Raw genomic sequence first — 13534 nt, 5'->3', positions numbered from 1 at the left:
TACTGCCACATTTTCGTGTAACCTTGCTCTCGGGCAAGGTTTTTCTATGTCTCTGAACCTAGCGTGAAGGTCAATTTGAATATAGGAGTGCCTAGCAGAGTTCTTTAAAGTTAAAAATTAAAAGGAGATTTTTCCCTCATGCGTGAAGAACGGCCTATTATCGCCCTCGACTTTCCATCTTTTGACGATGTCAAAGATTTCTTGGAGCATTTTCCGGAAGATGAAAAACTCTATGTCAAAATCGGTATGGAATTCTTCTATGCCATCGGTCCAGAAATCGTTCATTATCTGAAAGGTCTTGGACACAGCATTTTTCTGGATCTGAAACTGCACGATATTCCCAATACGGTGCGCTCAGCCATGTCTGTCTTAGGAACTTTTGGTATCGACATGGTGACGGTCCATGCAGCAGGCGGTGTAGAGATGATGAGCGAAGCCAAGAAGGTCTTGGGGGATAAGGCTAAGTTGGTTGCGGTGACCCAGCTGACCTCGACCAGTGAGGAAGATATGCGTGATTGTCAAAACATCCAAACTACGGTTCAGGAGTCTGTTGTCAATTATGCTCGGAAGGCTAAAGAAGCTGGCTTGGATGGCGTAGTTTGTTCGGCTCAAGAAGTGGAACTGATTAAGGCAGCAACTGCGGATGATTTCCTCTGCGTGACGCCGGGTATTCGGCCAGCTGGATCAGAAATCGGCGATCAAAAACGGGTCATGACTCCGCAGGAAGCCCATCAAATAGGCAGTGATTATATTGTAGTTGGCCGTCCGATTATCCAAGCTGAAAATCCTTGGGATGCTTACCACGAGATTAAGAAGCAGTGGAATAGCTAAGTAAAACAATGTATTCGATTTAAATTGTCGTACGAAATTGACAGCATCAAAAACATTCAAATTTATAAGGAGCAAAAAATGACTTTAGCAAAAGAGATTGCGCGTGATTTATTGAAAATCAAAGCTGTGTATTTGAAGCCAGAAGAGCCTTTTACGTGGGCGTCGGGCATCAAGTCACCTATATATACGGACAACCGTGTGACCTTGGCTTATCCAGAGACTCGGACCTTGATTGAAGATGGTTTTGTCGAAAAGATTCAGGCGGAATTTCCTGATGTAGAAGTCATTGCTGGAACTGCGACAGCAGGTATTCCTCACGGAGCCATTATCGCTGATAAGATGAACCTTCCATTTGCCTATATCCGTAGCAAACCAAAAGATCACGGAGCAGGTAATCAAATCGAAGGTCGCGTAGCGCCTGGACAGAAGATGGTTGTCATTGAAGACTTAATCTCGACTGGCGGTTCGGTCTTGGATGCTATAGCTGCCGCTAAACGTGAAGGTGCGGATGTGATTGGCGCAGCAGCTATCTTTACCTATGAGCTACCAAAAGCAGAAAAGAACTTTAATGATGCGGGTGTGAAATTGGTGACTTTATCAAACTATACAGAGTTGATTCACTTAGCTGAGCAAGAAGGCTATATCAATGCTGAAGGATTAGCCTTGTTGAAACGATTTAAGGAAGACCAAGAAAATTGGCAGGCCTAGACCGAATACAAATAAAATGATCTGACCTTTATTCAGGTCATTTTTCAGTAAAACGTCCTTGTCTTGCCTTTAAAAATGGCTTAAAGTCTCTGTGTTTGGTATAATAGAGCTATGTCTAAGATTTATCATCTATCCTTTTCGATATTACAGAAAGTTATGCTGATTACGGCTGTTCATTGGTTTCTGATTGCCATCTGGCATGTTGCAGAGCTGAATAGTATAGCTATTATTGCTTTTACTGGCTTGGCTTATCTGGCCTATCGCTATCGGAATTTTCTAGAAAAAGCTTATCATTGGCTAATGCAGCATAAATTTCTTATTATGCTAGCTGCCTTTATTTTTCAGCTGATTATGCTCTTTTCAGCAGAACTTTTGATTAGGCGGGATGCAGCAGTTGTCTTTACAGGGGCTTTCAAAACTCTGAAAGAAAGCTCCATTTCCAGCTATCTGACTCGCAACCCTAACAATGTCTCACTTTTCCTCTACGAGCGTTTTTTCTTTAATATATTTGGGGAATCTGGTCTATGGGTCATGCAGGCCTTGAATATTGTTTATACTAACGTAACGGCGTTGATTCTCTATAAGGGCTGCCAAAAGTATTTTTCCAAAAAAACTGCAGATGCTGTCTTTAGTTTATATATGCTCTTACTGGGCTTTTCTCCTTATTTCTTTTCAATGTATACGGATATTCCGCCCCTGCCTTTCATCAGTTTGCAGATTTTCCTAGTTCTGGGATTGCTGAAGGGAGAGGAAACTAGTAGACAGCTGGTTTGGCGCAGTATTTTGCTTGGGCTAATGACTAGTCTGGCTTTCTTTTTTAGACCAACAGTAATGATTCTGCTGATAGCTGTCTTCGGAGTCCTCTTTTTCAAAAAGAATTGGAAGAAGTTCTTTTTGGCACTAGTCGTTTTTACTTGCAGTTTTGCGATGAGCTATGCACCGCTGCACTACTGGTCCAAGCACCAGACGGAAGTGCCGATTATGGAGGGAGAGGGATTGGCAAAAGGCCCCTTGCTCTTTATTAATCTAGGTCTGACCTTCAATGGCCACAATCAAGAAGATATGAAAGAAGGGCTCTTGCAGTATATTGAGCCTGATAAGCAATATGACTATAACAATGGCATGTTTGCCAAGGAATATGTTATCAAGGAAATCAAGCGTCGCTTAAGTGAATATAATCCTTTGACTTTAGCTCATCATCTCTTCCATAAGCAGTCTCTGACTGTGGCAGAGGGAGATTTGGGCTGGCTCTACCGCAGTGTTGAAAATGAAAAGACGCCTTATATATCGCCTTTTTACCAAGATACGAAGGATAATCCTTTAACTCAGTTTGTCCGTGACTTCTTCCTGAACACTGACAAGTCAGAATTTGTCTATTTCTCGCTGTCCAAGCAGGTGGTTTGGATTGTCATGGCAGCAGGACTTGTCTTTGCCCTTTGGGAATATCGCTCCAGTGATGAGCTGAATTTTCTAACCCTAGCTGTTTTTGGCGGCCTGCTCTTTTTGCAGATTTTCGAGGGAGGAAAGACGAGATACCTGATTCAGTTTTTGCCACAAATTTTGATTCTATCCACCCTAGGATTAGCCCAGTATCCTCAAGCTCTAGGGAAGTTTCGCTTTTGGACTAGAAAGCAGGAGTATTTAGAATGAAAAGACCTGTTCCTATCTATGAACCGCTTTATACCTTGAAACCTATTGCCGAGAATATCTGGATTGTCGACGGTGATTTGATTGAGATGGATGCGGTTCTGACACAGTTGCCCTTTTCCACCCGCATGACTGTCATCAAGTTAGCAAATGGCCACCTCTTGTGTCATTCACCAATCCAACCAAATCAAGCCTTGTTTGACCAGTTGGACGCTTTGGGACCAGTTGCGCATCTTGTTTCACCTAATAAGATTCACTATGCCTATATAGCTGACTGGAAGAAGCGTTATCCTGAGGCAATTGCTTGGTCTAGCCCAGGAGTGGAAGAGAGAGCAGCCAAGCAGAAAATACCAGTCTCTTTTGATGAAAAGCTGACAGATGAGGCTCCAGAAGCTTGGGCAGGTCAGATAGATCAGTTGATTTTCAAGGGAAGTACTCATATTGAGGAAGTTGTCTTTTTTCATAAGGACAGTCAGACCTTGATTTTGACAGATTTGATTGAGAATTTTGAAACAGAGCATTTTCCAAGTCAGATTCGCGGCAAGGCTTATAAATTAGTTCGTGTTGCAGCTCCGGATGGACAGACGTCTATTGACTACCGTATGACCTTTATCGGTCATCAAAAAGAAGCCAAAGAATGTCTAGAGCAGATGCTGGCTTGGCAACCGGAGAAAATCATACTAGCTCATGGTCGTTGTTTTCTGGAAAATGGCACAGCAGAACTCAGAAGAGCGCTTAGGTGGATAAGGTAAGAGAATTTTATCGTAGGAAATGAGAGGAGACATGTATGCAGCATTCAGCTTGGCATGCTTTGATTAAGGAGCAGCTGCCGGAAGGTTATTTTGCAAAAATCAATCATTTTTTAGACGAAGTGTATGCTTCAGGGACTATTTATCCACCTCGGGAAAAGGTGTTTAATGCGATTCAGACGACAGATTTAGCGGATGTTAAGGTAGTTATTTTAGGGCAGGATCCCTACCACGGACCGAGACAGGCACAGGGCTTGAGTTTTTCGGTACCTGATGATATTCCAGCTCCGCCTTCTTTGCAGAATATTCTCAAAGAACTGGCTGATGATATCGGAGTGAAAGAGTCGCATGATTTGACTTCTTGGGCTCAGCAGGGTGTTCTCTTGCTCAATGCTGGGCTGACAGTGCCTGCTGGTCAGGCCAATGCGCATGCCGGTTTAATCTGGGAGCCTTTTACGGATGCTATTATCAAGGTAGTCAATGAAAAGTCTGATCCAGTTGTCTTTATTCTCTGGGGTTCTTACGCCCGCAAGAAAAAAGCCTTGATAAGCAATCCTCAACATTTGATAATCGAGTCAGCTCACCCAAGTCCGCTGTCCGCTTATCGTGGTTTCTTTGGTAGCAAACCCTTTTCACGGACTAATGATTTCTTAGTAGCAAAGGGCTTGGAACCTATCAATTGGTTAGCATAGGAGGTAGTATGGTTCAGTTAGCAACGATTTGTTATATCGATAATGGTCGGGAGTTTCTCATGCTGCACCGCAACAAAAAGCCCAATGATGTTCATGCTGGGAAGTGGATTGGTGTCGGTGGCAAGCTAGAACGAGGAGAGACCCCGCAGGAATGCGCTGCACGTGAGATTCTAGAGGAAACAGGTCTAAAGGCCAAGCCTGTTCTTAAAGGCGTTATCACTTTTCCAGAGTTTACTCCCAACTTGGACTGGTACACCTACGTCTTCAAGGTGACGGAGTTTGAGGGGGAATTGATTGACTGCAACGAAGGGACTTTAGAATGGGTGCCCTATGACCAGGTTTTGTCTAAACCAACTTGGGAAGGCGATCATACTTTTGTTGAGTGGCTTCTAGAAGACAAGCCTTTCTTTTCAGCAAAGTTTGTTTATGACGGGGATAAGCTGCTGGATACGCAGGTGGACTTTTACGAATAAGGAGATAAGACGATGCTATTAATCAAAAACGGACGAGTTATGGATCCTAAGACTGGTTTTGACCAAATTGCCGACCTCTTGGTTGAGGGGAAGAAAATTATTAAAATTGGTCAAGATTTACAGGTGAAAGATGCAAAAGTTATTGATGCCAGTGGTTTGGTTGTGGCTCCTGGTTTGGTGGATATACATGTGCATTTCCGGGAGCCGGGCCAGACTCATAAGGAAGATATTCATACGGGGGCCTTGGCAGCAGCAGCGGGTGGCTTTACGACAGTTGTCATGATGGCCAATACCAATCCGACCATCTCTACGGTTGCAACCCTGAAAGAAGTGCTGGAGTCGGCTAGTCGCGAAAATATCCATATCAAGTCGGTTGCAACAATCACAGAGAATTTTGATGGGCGGCATCTGACAGATTTCCAAGGTCTCTTGGCAGCTGGTGCAGTAGGTTTTTCTGATGACGGTATTCCATTGACCAACGCTGGCATTGTCCGCCAAGCCCTCGTAGAAGCACGTAAAAATGACACCTTTATCAGCTTGCACGAGGAAGATCCCAATCTCAACGGCATACTCGGTTTCAATGAGCATATCGCTAAAGAGCATTTTGATATCTGTGGCGCGACAGGTGTGGCAGAATACAGTATGATTGCGCGCGATGTTATGATCGCTTATGATGCAAAGGCTCATGTACATATCCAGCATTTGTCCAAGGCTGAGAGTGTAAAGGTGGTTGAATTCGCTCAGAAGCTAGGCGCTCAAGTCACCGCTGAAGCAGCACCTCAGCACTTCTCTAAGACAGAAGCTCTGCTATTGACCAAGGGCAGCAATGCTAAGATGAATCCGCCTCTGCGCTTAGAATCGGACCGGCTAGCGGTTATTGAGGGACTTAAGTCTGGTGTCATTTCTGTCATTGCGACGGACCATGCTCCACATCATGCTGAAGAGAAAAATGTGGCCGATATCACTAAAGCGCCTTCTGGTATGACTGGGCTTGAGACTTCGCTTTCTCTTGGTCTGACCTACTTGGTAGAGGCTGGTCATCTGAGTTTGATGGAACTTTTGGAAAAAATGACAACCAATCCAGCTCAATTGTATGGTTTTGATGCTGGTTTCATTGCTCAGGATGGTCCTGCTGATTTGACAATATTTGACCCAGAAGCCGATAGACTTGTGACTGACCACTTTGCCTCCAAGGCTGCCAATTCGCCTTTCGTTGGTGAAAAGCTTAAAGGCCAAGTAAAGTTTACCATCTGTGATGGGGAAGTTGTCTTTAAAGGATAATGCAGATTAGACTCTGATGAATTTCAGGGTCTTTTTTAACACAGAAAATTTTCTAGTAATTTTCTGAAAAACCGAATGTTTGTTAAAATAGTAGTGGTTTAGTTCCTTTTTGAACCAAAAAGATGTATAATATAACAAAATACTAAAGAGGAGTGTTCGTTATATGAAGAAGAAATTTTTCATCTTACCTGTTCTATCGACAGTGCTTTTGGCACCTGCTTTTTTGGCCCATCAAGTCTCTGCAGAAGAGGCTCAGCCTAGTCCAGAGCCAGCAAAGGCTGAGTTGACCAATCAGCCAGCTGCTGAGACAGCTTCTGAAGTGCAACAAACTGCTCCAGCAGCTTCAGCAGAAGAAAAACCAGCAGCACATAGTCAGAATACAGCAGCTCCGGCTGGTCCAGCTGCGACAGAAGCCGCTGCAGCACCAGCCCAGTCTGAAAATCTGCCAGAGGCTACGATTCTCCATACCAACGATGTGCATGGCCGTATCGTAGAGGAAAAAGGCGTTATCGGTGATGCTAAGCTGGCAACTGTCATCAAGGAAGAGCGCGCTAAAAACCCTAAAGCGCTAGTTGTGGATGCGGGTGATGCCTTCCAAGGGTTGCCAATTTCCAATAGCTCAAAAGGGGAAGAACGAGCGAAAATCCTCAATGAAATTGGCTACGATGCTATGGCAGTCGGGAACCATGAGTTTGACTTTGGTCTAGACGAGGCGAAAAAATACAAGGAAATTCTTAAATTCCCACTCCTCAGTTCTAACACCTATGCCAACAATGCTCGAGTTTTCCAAGCATCTACCATTGTAGACAAGGATCCAGCGGTTGAGGGGGATGAGTTTGTGGTAATCGGTGTGACAACACCTGAAACTGCTACAAAAACTCACCCTAAAAACATTCAAGGTGTGACCTTCACTGATCCAATTACAGAAGTTAATCGGGTCATTGACGAAATCGAAGCACGCGCAGTGGCAGAAGGAAAGAACTACAAAAACTACGTTGTTCTAGCTCACTTGGGTGTTGACACGACCACACCGACTGAGTGGCGCGGTTCAACCTTGGCTGAAGCTCTTTCTAAAAATCCTAAGCTCAAAGGCAAGCGCGTAACTGTTATTGACGGCCACTCTCACACAGTAGAGTCTACGACTTATGGTGATAATGTAACTTACAACCAGACCGGTAGCTACTTACACAATATCGGAAAAGTAACTTTCAAGGCCAATCAACTTCTGGGAAATCCTCAGCAAATTCCTGCTGAAATAGCTAAAAAAGTCACTCCAGACCCAGTTGTTGCAGACATGGTCAGCAAGATTAAAGCTAGGTACGACGCTGATAATGCCAAGGTTATCGTAGCAAACAGCCCTGTAGAGCTTAATGGTGACCGTGAAAATGTCCGTGTTCGGGAAACCAATCTGGGTAATGTCGTAGCGGATGCTCTCTACGATTATGGTCAAACTGGCTTTGCCAATAAAACAGACTTAGCTGTTACTAACGGAGGCGGTCTGCGCGAAACTATTGCCAAAGACAAGCCAATCACCAAGGGAGATGTTATCGCCGTATTGCCTTTTGGGAATACTATTTCTCAAATCAAGGTTACTGGTCAAAATATTGCAGATATGTTTGCCAAATCTCTAGGCTCTATTCTCCAGGAGAAAGATGGTAAACCTGTGCTGGATGAGAACGGCCAACCCTTGCTAGAACCAAGCGGTGGTTACCTGCAAATCTCTGGAGCTAAAGTCTACTACGACACGACTCTGCCAGCTAATCAACGTGTCCTCCACATCGAGATTAAGAATAAAGAAACTGGTGTTTATGAGCCTCTTGATCCTAATAAGACCTACTATCTGACGACCAATGACTTCTTGGCTGCTGGTGGTGATGGCTATACCATGCTGGGTGGCCCTCGCGAGGAAGGACCATCGATGGATGTGGCTTTTGCAGACTATCTTGCAAAAGCTGATTTGACAGCCTATGCAGTTATCAATCCAAACTCACGCGCCATCTCTATTTCATCCACTAAGGATTCTGACGGTGATGGCTATACAGATATTGAAGAAATCAAGCAAGGAACGGATCCGGTTAATGCAGCTTCCTACCCAGCTGGTACCAAAGCAGCTGATCCTGCAAAACAGGCAGCTCCACTGGTTAATACTCCAAAACAAACCAAGCAAGTAGCAGTTCATGTTGCCAAGACCTTCACTAAGGACCCTGCAGCTAAAGAACTGCCACAGACAGGCAGCGAATCAGCAGTTGCCTTGAGCCTAGTTGGTATGGTTTTAGGATTCTTTGGATTGGCAGGAATCAAGAAAAGTCACAAAGAAGACTAGTTAGAAGACACAATAAAACGGAAGTTGTTCACTTCCGTTTTATTTCTTAGCCTCAGGATTTTGATGTGTGATATTCAAGCCCCAAGGAATTAAATTTTCTTTTTTCTGTTTGATACGTTGGATATTGTCCTTGTGCCGGAGGATAATAATCAAAGCCAGCGCAATGATAATCAGAGTAAAGAAGAGGTCATAGCTAGGCAGTATAAAGCCAACTAGAGGAAAGAGCAGCGCCGACAGGATAGCGATGACTGCTGAGAGCACACTTGCCAAAGAAATCATACTTCCCAGATAGAGGATGCTGGCAAAGATGACAATCAGATAAACAAAGAAGGCAGGTGAGAAGCCCAGAACAACCCCTGCACTGGTTGCCACAGCTTTGCCCCCATTAAAGCCAGCAAAGATAGGAAAGGTATGGCCAATCACAGCCAAGAGGCCAAAGACAAGCGGCGAAACTCCCTCAATATGCAAAAAGAAAGGCAGCAGGGTCGCTGCAGTTCCTTTGAGAAAGTCGATCGCAAAAGTAGCCGTCCCCGCGGTCTTTCCCAAAATGCGGAAAGTATTGGTCGTTCCGGTATTGCCGCTGCCGTATTCTCGCAGGTTCTTCTTAAAGAAAATTTGCCCAATCCAAAGTCCAGTCGGAATAGAGCCAAGTAAGTATGCTAGTATTAATCCAATTATCGTGTTCATCATGATTTTATTATACCATTATTTCGCTTTCTTACAATAGAAAAGGATAGAATTTATAGCAGGAAATGTCTACTCGGATATTGGATTCTTCTTCGTGTAAAATCAGTTCTTATCAGCAGTTTTTTCAAAAAAATCTTTGCAATATTTGCCAAAAACTTGTAAGATAGAAAAGATGAATCATTAGGAGGTTCTTGTGGCAAAAAAGGAAATCAATATTAACAATTATAATGACGATGCCATTCAGGTATTAGAAGGGTTGGATGCGGTCCGCAAACGTCCGGGGATGTATATCGGATCGACCGACGGAGCGGGACTCCACCATCTGGTCTGGGAAATTGTGGACAATGCTGTCGATGAAGCACTATCAGGCTTCGGTGATCGGATCGATGTGACTATCAACAAAGACGGCAGTCTGACTGTCGCAGACCACGGACGCGGGATGCCAGTCGGCAAGCACGCTATGGGCATTCCTACGGTCGAAGTCATCTTCACAGTTCTCCACGCCGGCGGTAAGTTCGGCCAAGGTGGCTATAAGACCTCAGGCGGTCTCCACGGTGTAGGGTCCTCCGTTGTCAATGCCCTGTCTAGCTGGCTGGAAGTGGAAATCACGCGGGATGGGACTGTTTACAAGCAGCGCTTTGAAAATGGCGGAAAACCAGTCACTACGCTCAAGAAAATCGGCACGGCACCTAAGTCCAAGTCTGGGACCAAAGTGACCTTCATGCCGGACGATACGATTTTTTCAACGACGGACTTCAAGTACAACACTATTGTGGAGCGGCTTAAGGAATCAGCCTTCCTGCTCAAGAATGTTCGCCTGTCGCTGACCGATGCGCGGACTGGCGAAGAAGTAGAGTTTCACTATGAGAACGGGGTTGAAGATTTTGTCAGCTATCTCAACGAAGACAAGGAAACCCTGACTCCTGTCCTCTATTTCGAGGGCGAGGAGAGCGGCTTCCAAGTTCAGGTGGCTCTCCAGTACAACGACGGCTACGCCGATAATATCCTGTCCTTTGTCAATAACGTCCGTACCAAGGACGGCGGTACCCACGAGACAGGACTCAAGACCGCTATTACCAAGGCCATGAACGACTATGCCAGAAAGACGGGGCTGCTCAAGGAAAAGGACAAGAATCTGGAAGGCTCGGACTACCGCGAGGGTCTGGCTGCTGTTCTGTCCATCCTAGTCCCTGAGGCGCACCTGCAGTTTGAAGGTCAGACCAAGGACAAGCTGGGCAGCCCTTTGGCTCGTCCTGCCGTGGATTCCATCGTCTCTGACAAGCTGACTTTCTTCCTCTTGGAAAATGGTGAGCTAGCTTCCAATCTCATCCGCAAGGCTATCAAGGCTAGAGATGCCAGGGAAGCAGCCCGTAAAGCACGTGACGAAAGCCGGAATGGCAAGAAGAATAAAAAAGACAAGGGCTTGCTCTCTGGTAAGCTGACTCCAGCCCAATCCAAGAATCCAGCCAAGAACGAACTCTATCTGGTCGAGGGAGACTCTGCCGGTGGTTCAGCTAAGCAAGGCCGTGACCGTAAGTTCCAAGCCATCCTGCCCCTGCGCGGTAAGGTTATCAATACCGCCAAGGCTAAGATGGCTGATATTCTTAAGAACGAAGAAATCAATACCATGATCTACACAATCGGAGCTGGTGTTGGGACAGACTTTACCCTTGAGGATGCCAACTATGACAAGATCATCATCATGACCGATGCGGACACCGACGGTGCTCATATCCAGACCTTGCTGCTGACCTTTTTCTATCGCTATATGCGTCCGCTAGTCGAGGCCGGCCGCGTCTATATCGCCTTGCCGCCTCTCTACAAGATGTCCAAGGGGAAGGGCAAGAGCGAAGTCGTCGAGTATGCCTGGACCGATGGCGAGCTGGACGACCTGCGCCGCAAGTTTGGCAAGGGTGCCATGCTTCAGCGCTACAAGGGGCTCGGTGAAATGAACGCCGACCAACTCTGGGAGACGACCATGAATCCTGACACCCGCACCCTCATCCGTGTCACCATCGAAGACCTAGCCCGCGCCGAACGCCGTGTCAACGTCCTCATGGGAGACAAGGTCGAACCACGCCGCAAGTGGATTGAGGACAATGTCAAGTTTACGCTAGAAGAAGCGACTGTGTTTTAAGGAATAAAGGATAAGAAATGACAAGGAAGAATTATTTTGAATTACTAAAAGAAAATGAAATGGATCCACATAATGAATATAAAAAAATAGTTCAACTATTAGAACATAAGGTTGTAATGTGCTTCCCGAAAATGAAACTTTCCCCCAATGGAACACCAGTGGTTGATGATTTTGTTGACGTTGATGGTTCGACTCATGAGGATTTCTTCACAGATGAATGGACATTAATGAATATGATTCACAATGATTTTTTTGGGTATGAAAAAAGAAGAACTACAACTTCGTTTACTCAGTTACTGGACGAATTAGAAATTAATCACTGTAATGATTTTGATACTCTATATACATTTTTTGAATGTTTGCTGGATGTGTTTGAGGGCTTGAATTTAGATATAAGAGTCCGGAATTATGAAGGATTTATTGATTTAATAAGTGAAATTAGAAAAAATATAAACATAATTTTAGATGAATCAAATCATGAACTGATTACTTTAGAAAATGGTGACAAGATCATTGTTGAAAAGAATGCCTATGCCTCGGAAGTTTCTCAGATTATATCTGAAACTAGTATTGAAGATGCGATAAAGGTTTTAGAATATAATCATTTTTCAAATAAGAGAAATATTCAGCGTAAGAAAGAGATACTTCTTTCTTTAGCAGGCTATTTGGAGCCATATCTCAAGGAGTTTGAACATCCTGATACACTACCTAAAGAATTAAAGGATATTTATAATGAATTAAAAATAGTGTTACAAACAAAAGGGGCTGACACGAATAAGAAAGGTGAAAAGATTTCTAAGAAAATTGCTGTTTTTGATAATCTTTCTGAGATGTATAACAAAGGAGGATTAAGGCATAACAACGATGAGCAATATCATCTAAATATGAATGATGAGGAATTGGAACAATGGTATGATAATATTTATTCTTCAACCTTGTTTGTGATTCTCAGTCTGGAAATGGGAAAAAATTTATCTAAGTTAAATGAATTGAAAAAGAAATGACTTCACCCCACACGAAGAATCATCTTCGTCACCTCTGAAACAGTAAATTACACATAAAGAATTTCTTATCTAGCAGTAAAAAACCAAATCGCACATGTGTGATTTGCATTTTTAGAGCAAAAGCCGAACGTTTACATGTGTTCCGAGCGGTTTTAGAGTAAAAGATTAAAAAACACATGAAGAAAGAGGAGTTTTATGAAAAAAGAATATGGAATCACTAGTTTAACTGTACGCAATTTAGAAAACAACGAATTTTTCCAGCTTATGTCCGAGAGTCGGAGCGAGGTTGCGGCATTTATCAAGGAAAATAAGGTGGATGGCATTTACACGACCAAGCTGGATGAAATGGACAAACTTCTGGAACAGCTGCAGGGCGGGCTTCATCAGACCAAGTCCAGCAAGCTGGTGGCTAGTTTGGATCAGGCTGACTGCGAGCGCGATGATGCCTTGGGCACGCTCCAGTCTTTAGTTCGGGCCTTTGCAAGGGTCAAGGATGCAGCGACCAAGGAAGCTTATGAGACCCTGTCTCAGCTTCTGAAAAACTACACCGGTCTAGCTGCGACTAGCTTGGAAAAGGAGACCGAGGGCATCAACCACCTGCTCCAAGAGCTGAAAAAGCCGGCCTGCCAGACAGCACTGGCTAAGCTTCATCTGGAAGCCCATGTCGACAGTCTGGCAGCTGCTCAGAAGGCCTTTGAAAAGGTCTACAAGGAGAGACTGACTGAGCTCAAGGGAAAGACACCGAGCCAGAATAAGAACGTCCGCCTCAAGCTGCAAGAAATCTATGATTTTCTAGTCGATTTCACTGCAATCATTGCCTACGCTTATCCTGAAAGAACGCACGTGGTCAATCTTCGCGACCACCTCAACACCATCCGCAGCCGCTACAAAAAACGCAAACCAGCTAAGAAGGCGAGGGAAGAAGCGACGGAGAGCAACTAGAATATAACTAAATTTGAGTTGAAAAATTGTTAGTGGTCGCATCGGATTTGAAAGGAGTAG

12 protein-coding genes are annotated in these 13534 nt (G+C 44.5%); 11 read left to right on the top strand and 1 reads right to left on the bottom strand.

Annotated elements, in window-relative coordinates:
* The first annotated feature begins 138 nt into the window (after window positions 1-138).
* From pyrF to nt5e, 8 genes are all read left to right on the top strand, one after another.
* Entirely contained in the window at window positions 139-831 is a 693-nt protein-coding gene (gene pyrF, locus PCY71_RS01985; protein ID WP_002904555.1) for an orotidine-5'-phosphate decarboxylase, read from the top strand.
* Between the two features lie 78 nt (window positions 832-909).
* Entirely contained in the window at window positions 910-1539 is a 630-nt protein-coding gene (pyrE, locus tag PCY71_RS01980) for an orotate phosphoribosyltransferase (RefSeq protein WP_301412403.1), read from the top strand.
* 111 nt (window positions 1540-1650) lie between these two features.
* Window positions 1651-3189: a glycosyltransferase family 39 protein gene (locus tag PCY71_RS01975; protein ID WP_301412402.1), complete on the top strand. Its 1539-nt coding sequence runs from the start codon at window positions 1651-1653 to the stop codon at window positions 3187-3189.
* A complete protein-coding gene (locus PCY71_RS01970; RefSeq protein ID WP_301412401.1) occupies window positions 3186-3938 on the top strand; it encodes a DUF4336 domain-containing protein in 753 nt (250 codons plus the stop codon). The genes PCY71_RS01975 and PCY71_RS01970 overlap by 4 nt, the downstream gene beginning before the upstream one ends.
* Before the next feature lie 35 nt (window positions 3939-3973).
* On the top strand, window positions 3974-4627 hold the full coding sequence (locus PCY71_RS01965; protein ID WP_002933643.1) for a uracil-DNA glycosylase: 654 nt from the start codon (window positions 3974-3976) through the stop codon (window positions 4625-4627).
* Window positions 4628-4635: 8 nt separating this feature from the next.
* The gene (locus tag PCY71_RS01960; RefSeq protein ID WP_002895418.1) at window positions 4636-5100 is read left to right on the top strand and encodes an 8-oxo-dGTP diphosphatase; all 465 of its coding nucleotides are present in this window, start codon (window positions 4636-4638) and stop codon (window positions 5098-5100) included.
* 12 nt (window positions 5101-5112) lie between these two features.
* On the top strand, window positions 5113-6381 hold the full coding sequence (locus tag PCY71_RS01955; RefSeq protein WP_301412400.1) for a dihydroorotase: 1269 nt from the start codon (window positions 5113-5115) through the stop codon (window positions 6379-6381).
* A gap of 163 nt (window positions 6382-6544) precedes the next feature.
* Window positions 6545-8704, top strand: a complete 2160-nt coding sequence (nt5e, locus tag PCY71_RS01950) for a cell surface ecto-5'-nucleotidase Nt5e (protein WP_301412399.1) — start codon at window positions 6545-6547, stop codon at window positions 8702-8704.
* Between the two features lie 39 nt (window positions 8705-8743).
* Here the strand turns inward: nt5e and plsY are convergent, their stop codons facing one another.
* Window positions 8744-9394 (bottom strand): glycerol-3-phosphate 1-O-acyltransferase PlsY, encoded by a 651-nt coding sequence (plsY, locus tag PCY71_RS01945; protein ID WP_002933649.1) that lies wholly within the window; start codon window positions 9392-9394, stop codon window positions 8744-8746.
* A gap of 190 nt (window positions 9395-9584) precedes the next feature.
* Between plsY and parE the strand changes: the two genes are divergently transcribed.
* From parE to PCY71_RS01930, 3 genes are all read left to right on the top strand, one after another.
* A complete protein-coding gene (gene parE / locus PCY71_RS01940) occupies window positions 9585-11528 on the top strand; it encodes a DNA topoisomerase IV subunit B (RefSeq protein WP_301412398.1) in 1944 nt (647 codons plus the stop codon).
* 17 nt (window positions 11529-11545) lie between these two features.
* Complete coding sequence (locus PCY71_RS01935; protein ID WP_301412397.1) at window positions 11546-12532, top strand: hypothetical protein; 987 nt, start codon at window positions 11546-11548, stop codon at window positions 12530-12532.
* Window positions 12533-12727: 195 nt separating this feature from the next.
* A complete protein-coding gene (locus PCY71_RS01930; RefSeq protein WP_301412396.1) occupies window positions 12728-13474 on the top strand; it encodes a DUF6261 family protein in 747 nt (248 codons plus the stop codon).
* Window positions 13475-13534: the final 60 nt, after the last annotated feature.

The sequence above is a fragment of the Streptococcus sp. SN3 genome, from assembly GCF_030439905.1.
Note: the sequence above shows the minus strand (reverse complement) of the source record. Positions and strands in the feature narration are given on the sequence as shown.